Annotated in this window: 20 protein-coding genes and 1 riboswitch; of the genes, 6 read left to right on the top strand and 14 right to left on the bottom strand. The window is 74.3% G+C overall.

The genetic code is table 11. The features are described 5' to 3' along the window. Window positions 1-17 precede the first annotated feature (17 nt). The 5 genes from AWQ70_RS23240 to AWQ70_RS23220 are packed head-to-tail and all read right to left on the bottom strand — an operon-like array spanning window position 18 to window position 5033. Complete coding sequence (locus AWQ70_RS23240; RefSeq protein WP_067179531.1) at window positions 18-776, bottom strand: ABC transporter ATP-binding protein; 759 nt, start codon at window positions 774-776, stop codon at window positions 18-20. Beyond that, complete coding sequence (locus AWQ70_RS23235) at window positions 773-1591, bottom strand: ABC transporter ATP-binding protein (protein ID WP_067179529.1); 819 nt, start codon at window positions 1589-1591, stop codon at window positions 773-775. Before AWQ70_RS23235 ends, AWQ70_RS23240 begins: the two co-directional genes overlap by 4 nt. Continuing rightward, window positions 1588-2448: an ABC transporter permease gene (locus AWQ70_RS23230; RefSeq protein ID WP_067179527.1), complete on the bottom strand. Its 861-nt coding sequence runs from the start codon at window positions 2446-2448 to the stop codon at window positions 1588-1590. The genes AWQ70_RS23235 and AWQ70_RS23230 overlap by 4 nt, the downstream gene beginning before the upstream one ends. Then, entirely contained in the window at window positions 2445-3407 is a 963-nt protein-coding gene (locus AWQ70_RS23225) for an ABC transporter permease (RefSeq protein ID WP_067179525.1), read from the bottom strand. The genes AWQ70_RS23230 and AWQ70_RS23225 overlap by 4 nt, the downstream gene beginning before the upstream one ends. Window positions 3408-3413: 6 nt before the next feature. Further along, a complete protein-coding gene (locus AWQ70_RS23220; RefSeq protein WP_067179523.1) occupies window positions 3414-5033 on the bottom strand; it encodes an ABC transporter substrate-binding protein in 1620 nt (539 codons plus the stop codon). 128 nt (window positions 5034-5161) lie between these two features. Between AWQ70_RS23220 and AWQ70_RS23215 the strand changes: the two genes are divergently transcribed. Then, the gene (locus tag AWQ70_RS23215) at window positions 5162-6181 is read left to right on the top strand and encodes a LacI family DNA-binding transcriptional regulator (RefSeq protein ID WP_067179521.1); all 1020 of its coding nucleotides are present in this window, start codon (window positions 5162-5164) and stop codon (window positions 6179-6181) included. Window positions 6182-6228: 47 nt separating this feature from the next. On the opposite strand, the gene AWQ70_RS40620 is transcribed toward AWQ70_RS23215, so the two are convergent. Continuing rightward, entirely contained in the window at window positions 6229-6432 is a 204-nt protein-coding gene (locus tag AWQ70_RS40620; RefSeq protein WP_067179519.1) for a hypothetical protein, read from the bottom strand. A 68-nt stretch (window positions 6433-6500) separates the two neighbouring features. Beyond that, window positions 6501-7427 (bottom strand): hypothetical protein, encoded by a 927-nt coding sequence (locus tag AWQ70_RS23205; RefSeq protein WP_157530267.1) that lies wholly within the window; start codon window positions 7425-7427, stop codon window positions 6501-6503. Window positions 7428-7542: 115 nt separating this feature from the next. On the opposite strand from AWQ70_RS23205, the gene AWQ70_RS23200 reads away from it, so the two are divergent. After that, window positions 7543-8307 carry a MerR family transcriptional regulator gene (locus tag AWQ70_RS23200; protein WP_067179515.1) on the top strand — a complete coding sequence of 255 codons (765 nt, stop codon included), beginning with the start codon at window positions 7543-7545 and terminating at the stop codon, window positions 8305-8307. A gap of 6 nt (window positions 8308-8313) precedes the next feature. Here the strand turns inward: AWQ70_RS23200 and AWQ70_RS23195 are convergent, their stop codons facing one another. After that, entirely contained in the window at window positions 8314-8748 is a 435-nt protein-coding gene (locus AWQ70_RS23195; RefSeq protein WP_067179513.1) for an OsmC family protein, read from the bottom strand. Window positions 8749-9005: 257 nt separating this feature from the next. Here AWQ70_RS23195 and AWQ70_RS23190 point away from each other — a divergent pair, with 257 nt between their 5' ends. Beyond that, complete coding sequence (locus AWQ70_RS23190; RefSeq protein WP_067179512.1) at window positions 9006-9917, top strand: universal stress protein; 912 nt, start codon at window positions 9006-9008, stop codon at window positions 9915-9917. Window positions 9918-9942: 25 nt separating this feature from the next. Here AWQ70_RS23190 and AWQ70_RS23185 read toward each other — a convergent pair whose 3' ends face one another. Together AWQ70_RS23185 and AWQ70_RS23180 are read right to left on the bottom strand one after the other, a co-directional pair. Then, window positions 9943-12612, bottom strand: coding sequence for a bifunctional acetate--CoA ligase family protein/GNAT family N-acetyltransferase (locus tag AWQ70_RS23185; protein WP_067179510.1), 2670 nt, complete (start codon window positions 12610-12612; stop codon window positions 9943-9945). Between the two features lie 168 nt (window positions 12613-12780). Next, the gene (locus AWQ70_RS23180; RefSeq protein WP_157530265.1) at window positions 12781-12996 is read right to left on the bottom strand and encodes a hypothetical protein; all 216 of its coding nucleotides are present in this window, start codon (window positions 12994-12996) and stop codon (window positions 12781-12783) included. A 208-nt stretch (window positions 12997-13204) separates the two neighbouring features. Between AWQ70_RS23180 and AWQ70_RS23175 the strand changes: the two genes are divergently transcribed. Beyond that, window positions 13205-13831 (top strand): hypothetical protein, encoded by a 627-nt coding sequence (locus AWQ70_RS23175; RefSeq protein WP_067179506.1) that lies wholly within the window; start codon window positions 13205-13207, stop codon window positions 13829-13831. A gap of 96 nt (window positions 13832-13927) precedes the next feature. Then, window positions 13928-14584 (top strand): copper resistance CopC family protein, encoded by a 657-nt coding sequence (locus AWQ70_RS23170; RefSeq protein ID WP_169808725.1) that lies wholly within the window; start codon window positions 13928-13930, stop codon window positions 14582-14584. An 89-nt stretch (window positions 14585-14673) separates the two neighbouring features. Here the strand turns inward: AWQ70_RS23170 and AWQ70_RS23165 are convergent, their stop codons facing one another. From AWQ70_RS23165 to AWQ70_RS23150, 4 genes are all read right to left on the bottom strand, one after another. Further along, window positions 14674-15510 carry an energy-coupling factor ABC transporter ATP-binding protein gene (locus tag AWQ70_RS23165; RefSeq protein ID WP_067179504.1) on the bottom strand — a complete coding sequence of 279 codons (837 nt, stop codon included), beginning with the start codon at window positions 15508-15510 and terminating at the stop codon, window positions 14674-14676. Between the two features lie 72 nt (window positions 15511-15582). Further along, the gene (gene cbiQ / locus AWQ70_RS23160) at window positions 15583-16332 is read right to left on the bottom strand and encodes a cobalt ECF transporter T component CbiQ (protein WP_067179503.1); all 750 of its coding nucleotides are present in this window, start codon (window positions 16330-16332) and stop codon (window positions 15583-15585) included. Window positions 16333-16341: 9 nt separating this feature from the next. Further along, window positions 16342-16788 (bottom strand): energy-coupling factor ABC transporter substrate-binding protein, encoded by a 447-nt coding sequence (locus tag AWQ70_RS23155; protein ID WP_067179502.1) that lies wholly within the window; start codon window positions 16786-16788, stop codon window positions 16342-16344. Further along, a complete protein-coding gene (locus AWQ70_RS23150; RefSeq protein WP_067179501.1) occupies window positions 16785-17462 on the bottom strand; it encodes an energy-coupling factor ABC transporter permease in 678 nt (225 codons plus the stop codon). Before AWQ70_RS23150 ends, AWQ70_RS23155 begins: the two co-directional genes overlap by 4 nt. Before the next feature lie 33 nt (window positions 17463-17495). After that, a riboswitch (cobalamin riboswitch) is annotated at window positions 17496-17699 on the bottom strand. A 409-nt stretch (window positions 17700-18108) separates the two neighbouring features. Between AWQ70_RS23150 and AWQ70_RS23145 the strand changes: the two genes are divergently transcribed. Further along, complete coding sequence (locus tag AWQ70_RS23145) at window positions 18109-20325, top strand: VWA domain-containing protein (protein WP_373282364.1); 2217 nt, start codon at window positions 18109-18111, stop codon at window positions 20323-20325. Window position 20326 lies beyond the last annotated feature (1 nt).

The raw sequence follows: 20326 nt of genomic DNA, 5'->3' as shown, positions 1-20326 counted from the left end.
GTTCCTCCTGTCGTGGGTCAGAGCGCGGCGAGCAGGCGCCGCGAGTACTCATGGGCCGGATCGGTGAAGAACCGCTCGGCCGGCGCCGTCTCGAGCACCTCGCCGTGACGCATCACCGCGATCGTGTCGGCCACGCGCCGTACCGCCGCGAGGTCGTGCGAGATGAAGAGGGCGCCGAACGTGTGCGAGGCCTGCAGTTCGCGGATGAGCTCGAGGATCTGCGACTGCACGGACACGTCGAGGGCGCTCACCGCCTCGTCGAAGACGATGAAGCCGGGCTCCGTGATGAGAGCCCGCGCCACGGACACCCGCTGCCGCTGGCCGCCGGAGAGCTCATGGGGGTACCGGTCGGCCGTCGCCGCGTCGAGCCCGACCTGCTCCAGGATGCGGACCACGCGCTCCCGCTGCTCCTCCCGGCCGAGACGGCGCGCGGCCACCGCGAGCGGTTCCCGCACCGAGACGCCTACGCGCCGCCGCGGGTTCAACGACCAGTGCGGGTGCTGCAGCACCGCCTGCACCCGTCCGCGCAGCGCCCGCCCGCGCTCCGCCGCGGGCCGTCCCAGCACCTCGACGGTTCCGCTGTCCGGCCGGCGCAGCCCGAGCGCGACGGATCCGGTGGTGCTCTTGCCCGAGCCGGACTCGCCGACGACCCCGAGCGTGCGCCCGGCCTCGACCTCCAGGGTGACGTCCTTCATCGCCCGGGACCGGGTGCGCCGCCGCCCCCATCCGCTGGTGAAGGTGACGTTCACGTCCGACATCTTCAGCACCGTGGTCATGCCTTCTCCCGTTCGTCCGCGGCGGGTGTCATCGCGAGCGCGTCCAGGAGCCGCCGCGTGTACGGATGCTCCGGCCGGCCGAACACGTCCTCGGTCGGTCCCGCCTCGACCACCTCGCCCGCCCGCATCACCATCACGCGTGTGCACCAGCGCCGCACCGCCCGCAGGTCGTGGCTCACCCAGAGGAGCGCGGCCCCCGACGAGGCGATGAGCCGCACCATGAGGTCGAGCACGTCCTCACGTACCTGGGCGTCGAGCGCCGCCGTGGGTTCGTCGGCGACGAGGACGCGCGGCTCGCGCGCCATCGCGAGCGCGATCGCGACCCGCTGGGCCATCCCGCCCGAGATCTCGTGGGGATAGAGGCGCAACACGCGCTCCGGCTCGCGGATCTGCACGCCGTCCAGCAGGGCGACGAGCGCCGTGTGGTCGTAGGGCCGCCTGAGCGGGCGGAGGGCGAGGCGGAGCTGGCGGCCGATGCGCAGGGTCGGGTCGAGGGAGCCGATCGGGTCCTGCGGGATGAAGCCGAGCACGTCGCGGCGCAGCGCGCGCAGGGCCGGGCCGTCGAGGCCGGCGACGTCCACGCCCCCGATCTCCACGGTGCCGGAGGTGACGCGGCACGAGCCCGGCGACATCCGGCCGAGCGCGGCCGACAGCGTGCTCTTGCCCGACCCGCTCTCCCCGACGACGCCGAGGAGGTCACCCGGTTCGAGCGACAGGTCCACGTCGCGGAGGGCGGCGATCGTGCCGAGACGGGAGCGGTACTCGGCCGACAGTCCGCGCACGTGTACGAGCGGGGCGCGGGTGGGGACGGTCATCCGAGGCTCCTCGTCTCGCGCGGCTCCAGGCGGTCCCGGAGGGTGTCGCCGATGAGGTTGATCGAAAGGATCGCCAGCACGAGCACGAGGGCCGGCGTGAAGAGCAGCCAGGGCGCGTGGGCCATGTAGGCCCCGCCCTGCTGGATGAGCGAGCCGAGCGACGACTGCGGCGGCTGCACGCCGTACCCGAGGAAGCTCATCCCGCCCTCGACGAGGATGCCGACGGAGAGCGCGTACGTGCCCTGCACGGCGATCGTGCCGCCGATGTTCGAGAGGACGTGCCGGCCGAGGATGACCGGGGCCGGCACTGCGCTGATCTTCGCCGTGGTGACGAAGTCCCGCTCGGCGACCGAGGCCGCCGCGGCAGTGATCATCCTCGTCATCAGGGGGACGGTGACGAGCACGATGGCGGCGACCGCGCAGGCCAGGCCGGGGCCGACGACCGCGGCGACCAGCACCGCGAGCACGATCGAGGGGAACGCGTAGAGGACGTCGCCGAGGCGCGTCACCGCTTCCCGCAGCGGGCCGCCGCAGTAGCCGGCGACCATGCCGAGGAGCGTGCTGACCACGGCGGTCGCCGTGACGGCGGCGATCGAGACGAGGAGGGTCGTCCCGGCTCCCTCCAGCACGCGGGCGAGCAGCGAGCGGCCGAGCGCGTCGGTGCCGAACGGCCACCGCGCCGACGGCGGCGAGAGCCGGGGCCCGACGATGGCGTCCGGGTCGCCCGCGAACGGGACGACCGCGGCGATCGCGGCGGTGGCCGCGATGACGGCGAGGACGCCGGCCGCGACGGTGAACAGGCCGTCCCGCCGCCGGGGCGCGACGCGGGACCGCCGCGCGAAGGACACGAGCGTCATCGGACTCCCTTTCGTGTGGTGGCGACGCGCGGGTCGAGCAGGCCGGACGCGAGCTCGGTGAGCAGGCTCACGACGACGAACGCCGCCGCCGTGAACAGCACGGTCGCCTGCACCACCCCGAAGTCGCGGCGGCCGAGCGCGGACACCATGTACGACCCGAGTCCCGAGATGTTGAAGAGGGACTCGACGATCACGGCGCCGCCGAGCAGGTAGGCGACGACGCTGCCCAGCAGGGTGAGGACCGGGATGCCGATGTTGCGCAGCACGTGGTGGCGGACGATGTGCCAGGGCGACTCGCCCCGGCCGATCGCGGCGGCGATGTGCGGCTCGACGAGGACGCCGAGCACCGCGTCCCGCGTGGTGCGCGCGGTCGCGGCGACCGAGAACACCGAGAGCACGAGCGCGGGCAGGATGAGCGCCTGGAAGGCCGCGCCGGACCCGGAGGCGCCGGTCGCGAACCCGCCGATCCGCAACCCGAGCGCGTACCGCGAGAAGACGTAGATCACCACGCTGCCGAGCACGAACTCCGGCAGGCTGATCCCGATCGCCGACAGGAGGCGGCCGGCCGCGCCGCCGCGGCCCCCGCCGCCGCGTACGGCGGTGAGGACCCCGAGCGGCACGCCGACGAGGAGGGTGACCGTGAGCGACATCGCCGCCAGCAGCGTCGTCAGCGGCAGCCGGAGCGCGAGCTCGTCGACGATCGGCGCCTGGGTGACCATCGAGATGCCGAGGTCGCCCCGGACCAGCGCGCCGAGCCAGAGGAAGAACTGGACGAACACCGGCTGGTCGAGGCCGAAGCGGGCCGCCACGGCGGCGCGCTGCTCGGGGCCGGCCAGCGGCCCGAGGATCACGTCCTCATAGCCGCCCGGCATGAGCCGTACCGCGACGAAGATCAGCAGGGAGATGCCGAGCAGGGTGACCGCCGCGCTGACGACGCGGCCGGCGATCCATCGGAGCATCGGCGGCTACTTCCCGAGCAGGCGGAAGTCGGCGATGTGGCGCAGGAAGTCGCCGTACCCCTCGTCGCTTTGCACGGTCGGGCTCACCACCGAGGTGTCCACCGCGAGGAACGACGGCCGGTGCACCAGCGGCACGATCTCCGAGTGGCGGTCGGCCGACGCGCACAGCTCGGTGAGCGCGGCGGCGCGGGCGCTCTCGTCGCCGGTCGCCTGGGCCTTGGCGATGAGCGCGTCGAGGTCCGCGTGGTCGCCGGCGAATCCGGAGGTGAAGCCGGAGAGCTTCGGGTTCCACCAGCGTGTGACCATCGAGGCGTCGACGTAGCCGACGAACCAGCCGATCGCGAGGTCGAACTCGCCGGGCCGGGTGGTGAGCACCCGCTTCTCGTACGTGCCGACGTCGTACTGCTCGATCTTCACGGTGACGCCGATCTGGGCGAGCTGCTGCTGGATGACCTGGGCGAGCTGCGCGAGCACCGGTTCGGAGTTGTCGATGAGGAGGTTCAGGGAGACGTTCTTGGCGCCGCTCTCCGCGAGGAGTCCCGCCGCCTTGCCCGGGCCGGCCTTCGCCGAGGGCAGTTCGGCGGGTGCGCACCCGCCGGGCAGGTTGCTCGGCGCGGCCGCGGTCGGCGCGCTCTCGCCGCCGAGGGCGACGTCGACGAGCGCCCGGCGGTCGATCGCCGCGTTGATCGCGAACCGCACCTTCTCGTCCGCCAGGGGCGAGCCGGGACGCCGCGAGTTGACGAGCAGGTAGAAGTAGTCGCTCTGCTTCTGCGCGAACACCTTCGTCTTCGGGCTGTCGGCGAGGAGGTCGATCGCGTCCGCGTTGTTGAAGTTCGCGATCTGCGCGCTGCCCTCGCGCAGGGCGGCCATCCGCGTCGAGTCCTGCGGGACGATGTCGACGGTCAGTTTGGTGATCTTCACCTGGTCGGCGTGCCGGTAGGACGGGTTGCGCTCGAACGTCCACGACTTGTCCTGCCGGTGCTGCGTGGCGACGTACGGGCCGCTGCCGACCATCTGCTTCTTGAGGTCGATCGTGCCCGCGTTCACCTCCTTCATCGGGAGCACGGCGGCCGGGGTGTTCGCCAGCGCCGCCAGGAACGGCGCGTACGGCTCGGCGAGCTTGACGGTCACGGTCGAGGCGTCGGTCGCCTCGACGCTCGACACCGGTCCGAGCTGCCCCGACCACACGCCGCCGCCCTCGCGGAGGCGTTCCAGGCTGCCGACGACGTCGTCGGCGGTGACCTTCCGTCCGTTGGAGAAGGTGGCCGCCGGGTCGAGGGTGAACACGTAGGTGCGGTCGTCGGGCGTGGTCCACGACGTGGCGAGCTCGGGGACGATGGCGAACTTCTCGTCCGTGGTCACGAGCGTCTCGTAGCTGAGGCCGGTCAGCATCCAGGTGCGGGCCCACTGCGCGGTCTGCGGGTCGAGGCCGTCGGCCTCGGCGGTGTCGTAGTCGAGCTGGACGGTCGCCTCGCCGGTGCGCGTCGCCGACGTGTCGGCGACGGCGGCGAATCCGGGGGCGACCTCCTTCTGCGGGGCGCGCTCGGCGGGAGCCGCCGGCGCGCAGGAGGCGATGGCGGTGACGGCCGCCGCCACGAGGGCGGCGGCGACGGGGGAGCGTGTCACGGGATGGCTCCTTCGGCATGGGCCGGATCGAACCGGGCCAACGCTAGAGAAGTAAAAGGTTTTATGCCATGCCGAGCAGATACTGTTATAAATCGATTTATGATCGTTCGACCGGGGGAGGGCCGCGGATGGCACGCAGGAAGGGCCTGACGATCGAGGACGTGGCGCGGGCAGCCGGTGTCTCGATCGCCGCCGTCTCCCTCGCCCTCAACGACAAGGGCACGCTCAGCCAGGAGACCCGGGCCCGCGTCAAACGGGTCGCCGCCGAGCTCGACTACCAGGCCGACGCCCTCGCCCGCGGACTGCGCCGCTCGCCCATGGGGACGATCGGGCTGGTGCTGCGCCCGCTCGACGCGATCGGCTCGTACACGCTGAACGGCGTCGACTTCTTCAGCCGGCTGCTCGCGGCGGCGGCGGTGGCGGCGATGGACCGCGGCATCGGGATGATGCTCGTCCCCAACCTCCTGAGGTCGCCGGTCCCCGCCTTCGCCTACTCCCTGGACGGCTACGTCGTCGCCGAGCCCGAGGTGGACGACCCCGTGGTGCGGCGGCTGGAGGACCGCGACATCCCCTACGTCTCACTCGGGCGGAACGTCGCCCGGCCAGACTCGCCGTACTGGGTGTCGTCGGACGACGAGGGCTCCATGGCGGCGGTGCTCGACCACTTCGCCTCCGCCGGCGCGCGCGACATCGTCCTGGTCGGCGGCACCGACTCCAACGGCTGGAACCAGGACTGCGAGGCCGCCTACCGGGCGTGGACGGCGGGGGCGGGGCTGCCTCCCCGCGTTCTGCGCGCCGCCGAGGGAGCCGGAATCCGGGGCGGTCGCGCCGTCGCCGCCCGGCTGCTCCGCGACGGCGTGCCCGACGCCGTCCTGTGCGCCACGGGACGGCAGGCCGTCGGCGTGCTGGAGGAACTGCGCGAGGCCGGAGTGAGCGTGCCCGGCCGTACGCTCCTGGCGACGGCGTCCGACTCCGAGCACGCCCGCACCGCGAGCCCCGCGATCTCGGCGGTCGACATGCACCCCGAGCGCCTCGCCGAGGGCGCCGTCGACATGCTCCACGGTCTGATCCACGGCACACCCGTCGCCGAGCGCGTCCGGCTTCCGACGTCGTTCTTCGTCAGGGAGTCCTCGTCGAGAGCCGGCTGAAGCCCCGGCGGAGCCGCGGCCCGTGGCCGCCGGTGCCGTGCGGCCGATCAGACGGGCTCGCCGGACGCGCCGTGGCGGCCGGTGAACTCCAGGATCCGCCGCCACGCGTCGGCGCACGCCTCTCCCCACTCGGCGTACGCGCGGTCGAAGAAGGAGTGCGGTGCGCCGGGGTAGGTGTGCCGGCTTCCGCCGAAGCAGAAGCCCACGGTGAAGGCGGGGCCGGTCGCCCCGCGCTCCGCCAGGTGCGCCACCACACACCGCCGTCGCCGGGAGAGGCGGTGTCGTCCTCGCGGCCGGACGCGCGGTGGAGGGAACCCGGCTATCGGGCCGGGAGTTCGCCCTTGAGGACCTTGGCGGCGTTGGACAGCCGGGTCTCGTTGAGCGCCTTGATGGTGTTCAGCCGGTCGCGGTGTCCGGCGATGACCCTGTTGTGATGGTCGGTGTAGACCGCCCGCCGGACGCCGTAATAGCCGGTGTCCAGGCGGCAGCCGGCGTCCGCGACGGCCGTCTCGATCTCCACCCGGGTGCCGCGGGGTTTCTCGATGTGGTCGTCGGCGGCCGTCACCGCCCACCGGCGGTCGCCCATCGCGTCGGCGGGGGTCGCGTAGTCGAAACCGGCTTCCTTCATGCACGCGCTCCACGAGCGCTCGGCCGCCCGGACCCTCGGGTCCTTCCACGCGAGATCGGCCGCGTCGTAGGAGAAGGTGAGCATCTCGTCGTCGTTGAACTTCCTGGCCGACTCGGCGGGCGGCACGCCCTTCGCCCCCTGGTTGAGGACGCCGTCCGCCTCCGCGAAGCATCCGCCGGGCGGCACCGGTGTGCCCCGGTACCGCTTGACCTTTCCTTCGAGCACGAAGAACTGCTCGTCCGTGACGCTGTATCCGGTCCGGATGCCGGTCTGCGCGGCCGCCGCCTCCTCCGCCTGCCCGGGCGGGGCCGCGTATCCGTACTTCTCGACCTGGTCGCGGTCGAGCAGGTCGATGTAGGAGGCGTTCCTCGGATAGGTCACCGGCTCCGTCGAGGGGCCCCGGAAGTCGATCCGGAACCGCCGCATGCAGTCCCGGATCAACGCGAACCGCGCGCGCTGGACCCGGGCCTGGTCCTCGTGGGTGAGCTGGTAGGCGTCAAGGGGCAGCGCGAGGTCGTCCCATGGGTCCGCCGGGTCGGCCGTGCAGCTCGTGACGGCGGCGACGCACAGCAGCGCCGCCGCCCACCGGAGGGTTCCGTACGTCGACAAGGAGATCATCGACCTTTTGTACCGAAGCGCGGCGAACCGCACCCCGCGTACGCGGAAGATCGCCGGTTCGGGTGCGCGGAGGAGGGTTGAACCGGCCGCAGGGGGAGGTTCTAGCGTTGCCCCCGTGATCGGGAAGGACAGGGCCGGACGCCGGTGGAGCATCGGGGAGCTGGCCGAGGCCAGCGGCGTGACGGTGCGGACGCTGCGCCACTACGACGAGATCGGCCTGCTGAGGGCCGGTGAGCGCACGGCGTCGGGGCATCGCCGCTACACCGAGCGCGACCTGCGGCGGTTGTACCGGGTGCGCGCGCTGCGCGCTCTCGGGCTGTCGCTGGACGAGGTCGCGGGCGTGCTCGACGACTCGGGGGACGAACCCGAGGCGATGCGCGCGCTGCTCGCCGCCCAGCTCCGGGACCTGGAGGAGCGAGCCGGACAGATCGCGCTGCTCATGGACCGGATCCAGGGGTTGCTGCGGCGGCTGGACGGCCGGTCGATGCCCGATCCAGACCAGTTCATGACGACCCTGGAGATGATCTCTGTGTTCGAGGCCTATTTCACGCCGGAGCAGCGGGAACGGCTGGCCGAGCGCCGCGCCGAGCTCGGGAGCGAGGCCGTCGACGCGGCCAGGACCGAGTGGGCCGGGCTGGTCGAGGAGCTCCTCGGCCATGTCCGGGCGGACACGCCGGTCGACGATCCGCGGGTCCGCGACCTCGTCCGGCGCTGGGACACGATCGGCGCGGCGTTCCACGCCGGGGACGAACGGACAGCCGGGGCGGCCCGCCGGATGTGGCGGGACCACGGCCCCGAGCTGGCCCGCGGCCTCCCCTGGTCGGCCGACCTGCTGAACGGCCTGGTCGCGTACGTGGACCGGGTGCGCCGGGCCGGGTGACGCGGCTCAGGGGTGGTGGCAGACGGCCTCGTGGCCCGAGGTGAGGACCCGGAACGTCACCTCCGGCGGCCGGTAGAGGGTGTTGTACACCGGGCAGTGCCCGATCGCCGCGGTGAACGACGCGCGCAGCCCCTCCGGGAGGCCGGGCGCCTCGACGTCGAGGGCGACCTCGCTGAGGTGCGCCGGTTGCAGGCCGAGCACGTACCGCGCGGTGACCGTGACGCCGGCGGGCAACTGGCATCGGTGCAGGTAGCGCTCGGCGCAGTGCGCGACGCACGCGGCGAGGCTGCCGACGAAGAGTTCGGTCGCTGTGGGACCGGTGTCGCTTCCGCCGAAGTCCCTCGGCTCGTCGACCCGTACGGAATGCCCGCGGATCCCGATGTCGAAGCGGCCACCGCCGTGCCACGCGACCCGCAGGGTTTCGCTCCGGCTCTCGGCCATGGGTGGCTCCACGCTCGTGACTTTCGCTCCCAGATGATGCGGGTGCCCCTCAACACTGACCGAAAAACCCCTCAAATCGTGCTATTTCCCCCAAGGTCAAGACCTTGGGCGGGGATGCGGCTCCGGCTGGACCGAGGCTCCGGGCGGAGCGGCCGACCCGCGCGTGCGGCCGGTGCGCCGCGCGTGCCCCTGTGATGCCCCCGCGCCATCTCGGGTAGTGGCGATGCCGTACGGCCCGGGGCGCGAGAGGGGGAGCGATGGCCGGACCGATCCTCGTCGGAGTGGACGGCTCCCCGGCCGCGACGGCGGCCGTCGTCTGGGCGGCCGACGACGCGGCCAGGAAGGGGGTGCCGCTCGCCGCCGTCCACACCATCCCGTCCCCGGCGTACGCGAGCCGCCCCTACCCGATCCCCGGGCTCGGCGAGGCGCTGCTGCGCGCGGGCGACCAGATCCTGCGGGAGGCCGAGCAGACCGCGCGGGACCGGCACCCGGACCTGGCCGTGTCCACGAGGCGGCTGGAAGGAGCCCCGGCCCGCGTCCTGCTCCGGGAGGCCGAGAACGCGTCCGAGCTGGTGGTCGGGAGCCGCGGCAGGGGCGGGTTCGCCGGGATGCTGCTCGGCTCGGTGAGCGGGCACCTCGCCGGTCACACCGCCGTCCCCGTCGTCGTCGTACGGCCCGGCCACATGCCGGGCGGCGTGCCGGACGCCGGAGCGGAGGTGGTCGTCGGCGTGGACGAGTCGGAGGAGTGCGAGCCCGCGCTGGCCTACGCGTTCGAGCAGGCCCGGCTGCGCGAATGCCCGGTCCGCGCGGTGTACGGCTGGCGGCTGCCTCCCGAGATCTACACCGGCTGGTTCGTGTACGACCTCCAGGAGATGCGGCAACTGCGGCAGACGATCGCCACCGGGAGGATCGCCGGGTGGCGCGCGAGATACCCCGGAGTGCGGGCGGAGGTCGAGGTGATCTGCGACCACCCGGTGCGCGCGCTGGTCGAGGCGTCCGCGACCGCGTACGTGCTCGTCGTGGGGTCGCACGGCAGGAGCGGGATCGGCGCGATGGTGCTCGGCTCGGTGAGCCGCGGCGTGCTCCACCACGCCCGCTGCCCGGTCGCGGTGGTGTGCTCCCGGCCCGGCGGCCGCCCACCGCCGCAAGGCCGGGAACCCCCCGAGTGACGGCCCTCGAAAGTCCCGAGGGCTCTCAGCGCAGCCGCCGGCGGTACGGCGAGGGCGGGGGAGCGGCCGGAGCGAGCCGGATCCGCACGTCCACCGCCGCGACCCCGTTGGGGGTGACGATCAGCGGGTTGATGTCGAGCTCGGCGACCTCGGGCAGGTCGTCGAGGAGCCGCCCGACGCGCACGATCCGCTCCTCCAGCGCCCGCACGTCCACCTCGGGACGGCCCCGGTATCCGGACAGCAGCGGCGCGCAGCGCAGCTCCCGGAGCATCTCGGCCGCGTCGCCGCGCGTCAGCGGCGGCACCCGGAACGCGTGGTCGGCCAGCAGCTCGGCGGTCACCCCGCCCATGCCGACCATGACGAGCGCGCCGAAGGCGGCGTGCCGGACGCCTCCCACGATCATCTCCACGCCGCCGGTCACCATCCGCTGGACGAGCCCGCCGGTCATCGCCGGGCCGATCCGCTCGGCCGTCTCCCGGTAGGCCTCGGCCACCTCCTCGGGGGTGCGCAGCCCCAGCCGCACCCCTCCGACGTCGCTCTTGTGCACCAGCCCGGGGCCGGTGGCCTTCAGGACGGCGGGCAGCCCGGTCAGGGCCGCCGCCTCGGCCGCGCTCTCCGGGCCGTCCACGCCGATCGACTCGACCACGCTCACGCCGTAGCAGCCGAGCAGCCGCGCCGCGGTGGGATGGTCGAGCCAGCCTCCCTCCGGCGTACGGGCGAGCTCCCGGGAGACGATCTCCTCGGCCGCGGCGAGGGCGCGCCGGTCCCTCTCGGAGTCCGTCCCCGGTTCCGGCTCCTCCGGCCGCGCCCGCCAGCGGGCGTGGCACACCGCGCGGGCCAGGGCGTGCACCGCCTGCTCGGGGAACGCGTAGGACGGCACCCGGCCGCCGATCAGCCCGTCGTGGCCCACGACGCAGGCGAGCACGGTCTTCGCCGTGTCCCGCGTCGCCTCGTCGATGGCGGCCTCCGTCAGGGCGCGGCCCGAGCCGAAGGGCGGCGTGTAGACGACGATGACGGCGTCCACGCCGGGGTCGGCGAGCACGGTCCCGATCGCGAAGCCCAGCTCGCCGGCGTCCCCGTCGGCGGTGAGGTCGATCGGGTTGCCGACGGCGGCCCCCGGCCGCAGCCGGTCGCGCAGCAGCCGCCTGGTCTCCGCCGACAGCTCCGGCACCTCCAGCCCCTGGCGTTCGCAGGCGTCGGCCGTCAGCGCCTCGGGGCCGCCGGAGTTGCCGACGATCGCGACCCGCGCGCCGCCGGGAAGCGGCTGCCCGATCAGGAGTCGGGCCGTGTCGAGCAGATCCTGGACGGTGTCGACCCGGATCACGCCGGCACCGGCCAGCAGCGCGTCGACCGCCGTGTCCGGGGTCGCCGCGGCGGCGGTGTGCGACCGTACGGCACGGTCGCCGGAGGCGCTGCGGCCGCTCTTGACCACCACGATCGGCTTGGTGCGGCCCACCCGCCGGGCGATCCGCCCGAAACGGCGCGGGTTGCCGAACGACTCCAGATAGAGGCCGATCACGTCGGTCCGGTCGTCGTCCTCCCAGTACTCCAGCAGGTCGTTGCCGCTCACGTCGGCCTTGTTGCCCACGGACACGAAACCGGACAGCCCGAGCCCGACCTCGGCCGCGCGGTCGATGAGCGCCACCGCGACGGCCCCCGACTGCGACATCAGGGCCAGGCGGCCGGGCGGGGGCGGCGTGGGCAGGAAACCGGCGTTGAGCCGCGACCCGGTGTCGACGACGCCCAGGCAGTTGGGCCCGACCAGGCGCATCCCCGCCTCGCGGCAGATCGCCAGCAGCTCCGCCTCCCGCTTCGCGTCGCCGGTCTCGGCGAAACCCGCGCTCACCACGACCAGGTTCCCGACGCCCGCCCTCGCGCAGTCGCGCGCCACGTCCGTCACGGCCTCCGCGGGGACGGCGACGACCGCCAGGCCGATCGGCCCGGGGACGCTGTCCAGGTCCGGGTACGCGGTGAGCCCGCAGAGCCGGTCCGCGCGCGGGTTGACCGGATAGATCGGGCCGGGGAAGCCGCCGTCGACGAGGTTGCGCAGCACCCGGTGGCCGACGCCGGACGGGTCGCGGCCGGCGCCGATCACGGCCACCGACTCCGGCGCGAACAGCCGGGCCAGAGAGGCCCGCTCCGCCTCGTGCGCGCGCTCCTCGACCTTCGCCAGGAGGCGGCGGGTGGGCCGCAGGGCGATGCGCAGCTCCACCTGGTCGCCGTCGTGCCTCCGCCCCACTTCCAGGCCCAGGTCCCGTACGACGTCGAGCATGGGACGGTTCTCGGCCAGGACGTCGGCGACCATCTCGCGGACGCCGCTCTCGGCGGCGTCCAGGGCCAGGTGCTCCAGCAGGAGCGTGCCGAGCCCCAGACCGTGCACGCCGTCGTCGAGGAGGATGCCGAGGTCGGCCACCTGCCCCGCGCCGTCGGGCACGTACTCGGCGACCGCCACGAGCCGGCCGTTCATGAGGGCCACCAGCGCGTGGCCGGGATACCCGGGGTCGGTCAGGTGATCGGCGTGGACGTGCGCGGAGGCCCGGCCGCCGCTGAAGAAGCGCAGATAGGCCGAGCGTTCGCTGGTCCGGTCGACCAGCGCGTGCAGGGTGGGCCGGTCCGCGGGACGCAGCGGGCGCAGATGCGCGATCCCGCCGTCGCGGAGGAGGACGTCGCATTCACCGGAGGGCGCTCGTTTCATACCTCCAGCCTCGGGGCGGGCGAGCGCCGGGAACAGGGCCTTTGTGCCCGGCGGGCACGGGCTCTCGCCCCTGCTGATCGCCCCTGCTGATCGTCCTGCTGGTCGTCCCTGCTGGCCGTCCGCGCCGATCGTCCTCGGGCTCGCCGTCCCGTCCGGCGGCGTGCCCGATCACATGGCGTGCTGCTGCGGTTTCGCCTCCACCCAGCGCTGCGCCGTGTCGGCCTGGTCCCGCAGCCCGGCCAGGAGCGCGGCCAGGGCCTCGTGATCCATGTAGGCCGTCTCGCCGATCGACGACGAGTGCGCCCTCACCTGCTCGGCCAGGGAGTCGATCGCTCCCAGGGCTCCGACGATGTACCGGGTCTCCTCAGAGTTCAGATCGCACATGAAGTTCACCGTAAAAACGAGAAATGTCGTGGTAAAGGTTTGCCGGGGGTGAAGGCCCTTCCCCGCCGGACACCCTGTCGGGGACGCCACTCCTGTTGACAGGCGCGGCCCGCGCGTCTCCGTCCCGCGGCGTCGAGGACGGCGCCTCCGCCCGCGCGCCGCTGGGTCGCGCTTCTCACCGGCGTACCCGCCTGGGAGGATGCTGGGCATGTCGTCCGAGGAGCCGGCCCTGCGCCTGCCGCGAGCCATCGTGTTCGCGGCGGTGTGCGTCGTCGTCTCCGCCGCCGCGCACGCCTTCGCGGGCGGCGGCGCGGTTCCGCCCGACGTCATGGCGCTGGGCGCCGTCGGGGCGCTCGCGATCGCGTACGCGCTGAACGCCCGCGAGCGCGGTCCCGAGGTGGTGCTCACGGCGACGATCGGCGTCCAGGTCCTGCTGCACGAGCTGTTCGTCTGGTCCGCGCCGGGCGCCTCGCTGACGCCCCTGCCGGCCGCCGGGATCACGCCGGCCGTGTACCCGCTGCCGACCGTGCCACCCGGAACGGGGCACGGCGGCCACCTCGGCGTTGGCATGTCGCTGGCGCATCTCGTGCTCGCGGTCACGACGGGCTGGTGGCTGTATCGCGGCGAGCGTGCCGTGTGGCTGATGTTGCGCCTCTGGAGCGCGGCCCCGTTCGCCGTGCTCCGCTGGATGCGCGCGGTCTCCGCCGGGATGTTCACGGCGCCGGACCGGCCCGTGCCGCAGACCGAACCCGGGCCGTACATCGGGCGGGAGGTCGAGGCGGCGATCCATCGGCGCGGCCCGCCGAGCCGCCCCGCGCCGGCTCCGACCCGCTGACGCCGGCACACGCGACGATCGAACGCTCCGCGACATCGCGAGAGCGCCTTTCCGCTTTGCCCGGTACAGCCGGGTTCTTCGTCTATGGAGTCAGTGATGGCATTCTTGCCACGAATCATCCGCGGTGGCCTCGTGGCCGCGCTCGGCTGCGGGATGTTCCTCACCTTCGCGACGCCCGCCGCCCAGGCCCACGACAGCCTGAAGAGCAGCACTCCCGCCGAGAACGCCGAGGTCACCGACCTCAAGGAGATCGAGCTCGACTACAGCGCCCAGGTCCGGTTCCCCGTCATCGCCATGCGCGACAGCGCGGGGAAGCCGGTCGGGGTCGGCGCGCCCCGGTCCGAGGGGGCCAAGGTTCTCGCCGACGTCACGGCGCCGCTGGCGCCCGGCGGGTACGTGATCGCCTGGCGCGTCGTCTCCTCGGACGGCCACCCCATCGAAGGGGAGATCCCGTTCACGGTCACCGGTTCCGGAGGCGCCGGGGCGGCCACGCCGACGGCCGCCATCTCGCCGTCGATCGCCGCCGCCACGAGCGAGGCGTCGCCCGGCACCTCATCCGCGCCTTCCGCCTCGACGGAGGCGCCCACCTCGTCCGCGTCGACGGCCGCGGCGGCGCCGGACGCGGACGGCCCGCGCGGCGCGGGAGGCTGGATCTGGGGCGGGCTGCTCGCCGTGGCGGTCGTCGGCGCGGTCATCTGGCTGCGCAACAGCAGGGGAGGCGCCCCCGGCCGGCAGGAACCGGGCCAGGGATAGGAGCTCCGGCGCGAGCGCGGCCGGGGCCGGGCAGGCGGCCGGACCGTGGTTCGGACGGCGGATCGGACGGCGCGGGGCGGCGGCGCTGGTCAGGGGCGGGGCTCGGGCTCCAGGGCGAGCACCTCCTCGGGGCTGCGCGGGTCGGGAGCGGCGGCGGGCAGCCCGCCGAGCGCGCGCAGCACCCGGCCCACCGCCGGGCCCCAGGCCGGGCGGAGCGAGGCGCCGCGCAGCAGCGCGGAGTCGGTGAGCAGCGTGTCCGCCGGGCCCGCGTGCAGCGTGCCGCGCGCGATGATCGCGGCGTCGTCGGCCCACCGGTGGGCGAAGTCGACGTCGTGCGTGGACACGATGATCGTCGTCCCGCCCGCGCGCAGCCGTTCCAGCGTCGTGAGGAGCGCCTCCGTGCCGGCCGGGTCGAGACCGGCGGTGGGCTCGTCCAGGATGAGCACCACCGGGCGCAGGGCGAGCGCTCCGGCGATCGCGACCCGCTTGCGCTGGCCGAAGGACAGCAGGTGGGTGGGCTGGTCCGCGAGCGGGAGGATCTCCATGTCCTCCAGGGCCGAGGTCACCCGGGCTGCCGCCGCCTCCGGCGGCAACCCGAGGTTCAACGGGCCGAAGGAGACGTCCTGGCGGACCGTGGCCGCGAAGAGCTGGTCGTCGGGATCCTGGTGGACGAACTGGACCTGCGTGCGGAACTCGGCGAGCGCCACGCGTCCGTAGGAGAGGGGCCGGCCGCGCAGCAGGACGGTGCCCGCCATGGGGCGCAGCCCGCCGCACAGGAGACGCAGCAGCGTGGTCTTCCCGCCGCCGTTGGGTCCCAGCACGGCGAGGGAGGTCCCCTGGGTCACCTCCAGGCTGAGCTCCGAGAAGACCGGGGGAGCCCCCGGATAGGAGTACGAGAGCCGGTCGGCGGCGAGCACCGCGGTCATTGCGGCTTCCCTTTCGGACGAGGAGGTCGGGGACTTCACGGCGCGATGTCCGGACCGGGCCCGGACGCCGCCTCAGGTGACGGCCGACGCGGAGGTCAGCGCGAGGGTCAGCCCGGCCGCCGCCAGCCCGGGAAGCGGGGCGAGCGCGAGGAAACGCCCGGACAGGGGGAGGGGCTCCACGCTCACGGCGAGGCTTCCCGTGTAGCCGCGGTCGCTCAGGCCGTCCTCCAGGCGTCTGGCCCGGTCGAAGGACAGGACGAAGACCTGCGCGGCCAGCCCGGTGACGGACCTCCACCTGGCCCCCCACGACAGGGTGCCGAGCCGGTCCGCCTGGGCCCGCCGTACGGCCTCGACCGTCTCCAGCACGACGGACAACATCCGGTAGACGAGACCGGCGACCTCGGCGAGGCCGGACAGGCCGCGCCTGCGGGCGACGCGGGGGAGCACGTCGGCCAGCGGGGTCGTCATCGCGAACAGGAGCTGCGCGAGGACGGCGGCCACGCAGCGGCCGATCACCTCGCCCGCCCGCGCCGCGCCGCCGGGTGCCCAGGCGAGCCCGGACGCGTTCACGCTGACCAGGAAGGTCAACGAGCCGGTGACGACGAAGGCCAGCGGGGCGCGCGCCGAGCGCAGGAACGCGCGCGGCGGCACGCGGGCCCAGCCCAGCGCGACCGCGAGCGTGATCGCGGCGGTGACGGGGGCGCCCGGCCAGGGCGGCAGGAGCAGGGCGCACAGGAGCAGCGCCCCCGCCAGGACCGCCTTGGCCGCGGGATGGCGCCGCCGCCACGGGCTCCGATAGGCGGCGGCGTCGATGGCGAGCACGTGGAGGACTCAGGAGACGGGCGCGCCGGGTCCGGCGGCCGTTCCTCCCGCCCTCGGCACGTCCCCCGGCTCGGGGGAGCCCCCGGACGCCCGCGCGTGTTCCGTCTCCCGCGGACCGCCGACCGGGTCGGGCGCGGCCGGGTGCGCCGAGGCGGTGGCGTGCCGCAGCCGGTTGCGGGTGCGCGCGACCCCGAAGTAGTACCCGAGGAAGCCCGCGCCGACCGCGGCCTGCAGGGCGAACAGGGCGGACTCGATCTCTCCCGACGGAGGCTCGTACAGCGAGGCGAACCACGGCCGGTAGTCGGGCGCGAGCTCGCTGATCGCCGTCTCGGCCTGCGCGTCCGCGCCCGCGAAGGGCTCCTCGTGCCCGTCGCCCGCCCCGATCGCCAGGGGCAGGACGGCGAGCGCGGCGACGGCGGCCAGCAGGAGCAGGTTGACGAGGACGTTGCGCTTCACGAGGCCACCTGGCCTTCCTTCAGGACGCGGAGCCGGATCAGCTCGGCCGCGCTGGTGGAGCGGAGCAGGCGTACGACGAGCACGGTGAGCAACCCCTCGCTGACGGCCAGCGGGATCTGCGTCACCGCGAAGATCGCGCCGAACTTGGTCAGTGCCCCGGTGAAGCCGCTCGCCGGGTCGGGGAAGGCGAGCGCGAGCTGCGCCGACGTCACGCAGTACGTCACCAGGTCGGCGACGAAGGCTCCGGCGAAGACCGCGACGAGCAGCCCGCCGCCCAGGCGCCGGACCAGCGCGTACGCTCCGTAACCGGCCCAGGGGCCGACGACGGCCATGGAGAAGGCGTTGGCCCCGAGCGTGGTCAGCCCGCCGTGGGCCAGCAACAGGGCCTGGAACAGCAGCGTGATCGTGCCGAGCACGGTCATCACGGGGGGCCGGAAGAGGATCGCCCCCAGCCCGGTGCCGGTGGGGTGGGAGCAGCTCCCCGTGACCGACGGGATCTTCAGAGCCGACAGCACGAAACAGAACGCGCCCGACGCTCCGACGAGCAGCTTGGCCTCGGGGTTCTCCCGCAACTGGCGGTTGAGGCGCACGACGCCGTGGACGACGAAGGGGGCGGCGGCGACGGTCCACCCCGCCGCGTGCAGGGGAGGGAGGAATCCCTCGGCAATGTGCATGGCGAAACTCCGACCTTTCCAGCACCTCGTGGATGGTGTTTCCGTGCCTTGGCCGGTCTCCTGGCTGACGGGTTGGAAGGTCTCGCTCGCCTTCCCAGGCGGCTGGCGCCCAGTGGCTTCCGCGTACGCGGATGAGCGGGACCATGCCCGATCACAGTGGCGAGGGCCGCGCCGGATTCGCGTCCCGGATCGGGACGCACACCGGACTTCCCGTTTGCCGAGGCGGCTTCAGAGTAAGCCTGGCCTCTCCCTATCGACAAGGCAGGGTATGTGCGTGGGTTCGCCGTTACGTCTCGCGGGACGGAGAAGATCCGGAGTGGCGGACGAGTTCGGCATCACCCCGAGCCGGACGCTCCGCGAGGAAGCGGGACGAAGTTGACGTTCGCGATCGGGGCGGGATACGTTCCCGGGGATTCGCGGTGGTTCCGAGGGAAGTCCGGTGAGATGCCGGTGCGGTCGCGCCACTGTATCCGGAACGCGAGTTCCGGGAGCCAGGTCACTCGGCCGCCGCGTCCTCGTCTGACGGGACGCGTCATCCCAGGGAGGCAACGATGAGCGGGCCGGCGACCTCGCCCCCGAACCCGATTCCCCACCACGGCACACCGCGCGCCCGGACACGGCGCGACGCGCTCCGCCGCGCCGCTGGATCATCGTGACCGGCGGGTATCCGTTCAGCGCGGTGGTGGGGCTCGACGACCTCAAGCTCGCGCTGATCCTCAACGCGGTCTCCCCCCGGGTGGGCGGCGTGCTGGTGCGCGGGGAGAAGGGCACCGCCAAGTCCACGATCGTCCGCGCGCTGGCCGCCCAGTTGCCTCCCGTCGAGGTGGTGGCCGGATGCCGGTTCGCGTGCGACCCGTCCGCTCCCGACCCCTCCTGCCCCGACGGCCCGCACGGCGCCGGCGAGGGCCGCCGGACGCGTCCGGCGGCGCTCGTGGAACTGCCCGTGGGCGCGTCCGAGGACCGGCTGGTGGGCGCGCTGGACATCGAGCGGGCGCTCACCGAAGGCGTCAAGGCGTTCGAGCCGGGCCTCCTCGCCGCCGCCCACCGGGGCGTGCTCTACGTCGACGAGGTCAACCTGCTGCACGACCACCTCGTGGACCTGCTGCTCGACGCCGCCGCGCTCGGGACCTGCGTCGTCGAGCGCGAGTCGGTCTCCGTGCGGCACGCGGCGCGGTTCCTGCTCGTCGGCACGATGAACCCGGAGGAGGGCGAGCTGCGGCCCCAGCTCCTGGACCGCTTCGGGCTGACCGTCGAGGTGCGCGCGTCCCGCGACCCGGCCGAGCGGGCCGAGGTCGTACGGCGGCGCCTGGCCTTCGACGCCGACCCGGCGGGGTTCGCGGCGCGATGGGAGGCGGAGGAGGCGGCGCTCGCCCGGCGCGTCCTGCGCGCCAGGGAGCGGGTCGCGGACGTCGTCCTGCCGGACGCGCGGCTCCGCCAGATCGCGGGGGTGTGCGCGGACTTCGAGGTGGACGGGCTCCGCGCCGACCTGGTCACCGCCGCCGCGGCGATCGCGCACGCGGCATGGCGGGGCCGCACGAGGGTGACCGGAGAGGACGTGCGCGCGGCGGCCCGGCTCTCCCTGCCGCACCGCCGCAGGCGCGACCCCTTCGACGCGCCCGGCCTCGACGAGGACCTCCTCGACGACCTCCTGGCCCGGCACGACGAATCCGATCCGGACGACGACCCGGACGGCCCCGCCCCCGCCCCCGGCTCCGGACCGGGGCCCGATCCGGAGCCCTCCCCGGATTCCGGTTCGGCTCCCGGCGCGGACCGCCCCGACGCCGGCCCAGGTCCCGATCGCGGCCGCGACTCCGGCGTGGGGCGCGGCGGCGAGCCGAACGCCCCCGAAGCCGGCGGGCCGGAGCGCGCCGGCACCGGTGACTCCGGGGCCGCGGGCACCGGGGAGGCGGCACCGGGGGAGGGGGACGGCGGGTCGCCCGGCGCGGTTGCGGACCGGGTGATCGCCGCGGCCGAGCCGTACCGGGTGCGCGCGTTCCGCGTCCCGGGACTGGGGGAGGGCGCGGCGGGGCGGCGTTCCCGGGCGCGCACCCCGAACGGCCGCACCGTCGGCGCGCGCGTCCCCTCCGGACGGCTCCGGCGGCCGCACCTGGCCGCCACCCTGCTGGCCGCCGCGCCGCACCAGCGCGAACGCGGACGCACGGGGCCCGGCCTGCTGGTACGCGACACCGACCTGCGCGAGGCGGTCCGCGAGGGCAGGGAGGGCAACCTCGTCCTGTTCGTCGTGGACGCGAGCGGCTCGATGGCGGCGCGCAGGCGGATGAGGGAGGTCAAGGCCGCCGTGCTGAGCCTGCTCCTGGACGCCTACCAGCGGCGGGACAAGGTCGGGCTGATCACCTTCCGGGGGCCGGGCGCCGAGCTGGTGCTGCCGCCGACCTCCTCCGTGGAGGCCGGGGCGGCGCGGTTGCGGGAGCTGCCGACCGGGGGCCGCACCCCGCTCGCGGACGGGCTGCGCCGCGCCGCCGAGGTGCTCCGCGTGGAGCGGATGCGCGATCCGTCCCGGCGGCCCCTGCTGGTGGTGGTCACGGACGGCCGGGCCACGGCGGGTGGCGACGTCGCCGGCGCCGCCGCCCGGCTCGCCGGCACGGCCGGCATCGTGGTGGACTGCGAGAGCGGTCCGGTGCGGCTGGGCCTCGCGCTCGACCTCGCCGCCCGGCTGGGCGCGCCCGCCGTACGGCTCGACGCGCTCGCGGCGGGGGGACTGCGCGACCTCGTCCGCGACCACAGGAACGGGCATGTGAACGGGCGCCGGAAGGCGCATCCGCGCGAGCGCGGGAGGGGCCGAGACCTCGCCGGCGCCCGCGTGGACGGACGCCCGCGCGACGACTACAGGAGGGCGGTCTGAG

The organism is Microtetraspora niveoalba (assembly GCF_001570405.1).
GTDB classification, from domain to species: Bacteria; Actinomycetota; Actinomycetes; order Streptosporangiales; family Streptosporangiaceae; genus Microtetraspora; species Microtetraspora niveoalba.
This window is presented reverse-complemented; position numbering and strand designations above follow the sequence as displayed.

What these genes read in the sequence shown, in the direction of transcription:
- AWQ70_RS23240 (WP_067179531.1), bottom strand. Translation starts at nt 776, where the DNA reads ATGACCACGGTGCTGAAGATGTCGGACGTGAACGTCACCTTCACCAGC.
- AWQ70_RS23235 (WP_067179529.1), bottom strand. Translation starts at nt 1,591, where the DNA reads ATGACCGTCCCCACCCGCGCCCCGCTCGTACACGTGCGCGGACTGTCG.
- AWQ70_RS23230 (WP_067179527.1), bottom strand. Translation starts at nt 2,448, where the DNA reads ATGACGCTCGTGTCCTTCGCGCGGCGGTCCCGCGTCGCGCCCCGGCGG.
- AWQ70_RS23225 (WP_067179525.1), bottom strand. Translation starts at nt 3,407, where the DNA reads ATGCTCCGATGGATCGCCGGCCGCGTCGTCAGCGCGGCGGTCACCCTG.
- AWQ70_RS23215 (WP_067179521.1), top strand. Translation starts at nt 5,162, where the DNA reads ATGGCACGCAGGAAGGGCCTGACGATCGAGGACGTGGCGCGGGCAGCC.
- AWQ70_RS23205 (WP_157530267.1), bottom strand. Translation starts at nt 7,427, where the DNA reads ATGATCTCCTTGTCGACGTACGGAACCCTCCGGTGGGCGGCGGCGCTG.
- AWQ70_RS23195 (WP_067179513.1), bottom strand. Translation starts at nt 8,748, where the DNA reads ATGGCCGAGAGCCGGAGCGAAACCCTGCGGGTCGCGTGGCACGGCGGT.
- AWQ70_RS23190 (WP_067179512.1), top strand. Translation starts at nt 9,006, where the DNA reads ATGGCCGGACCGATCCTCGTCGGAGTGGACGGCTCCCCGGCCGCGACG.
- AWQ70_RS23185 (WP_067179510.1), bottom strand. Translation starts at nt 12,612, where the DNA reads ATGAAACGAGCGCCCTCCGGTGAATGCGACGTCCTCCTCCGCGACGGC.
- AWQ70_RS23180 (WP_157530265.1), bottom strand. Translation starts at nt 12,996, where the DNA reads ATGTGCGATCTGAACTCTGAGGAGACCCGGTACATCGTCGGAGCCCTG.
- AWQ70_RS23175 (WP_067179506.1), top strand. Translation starts at nt 13,205, where the DNA reads ATGTCGTCCGAGGAGCCGGCCCTGCGCCTGCCGCGAGCCATCGTGTTC.
- AWQ70_RS23170 (WP_169808725.1), top strand. Translation starts at nt 13,928, where the DNA reads ATGGCATTCTTGCCACGAATCATCCGCGGTGGCCTCGTGGCCGCGCTC.
- AWQ70_RS23165 (WP_067179504.1), bottom strand. Translation starts at nt 15,510, where the DNA reads ATGACCGCGGTGCTCGCCGCCGACCGGCTCTCGTACTCCTATCCGGGG.
- AWQ70_RS23150 (WP_067179501.1), bottom strand. Translation starts at nt 17,462, where the DNA reads ATGCACATTGCCGAGGGATTCCTCCCTCCCCTGCACGCGGCGGGGTGG.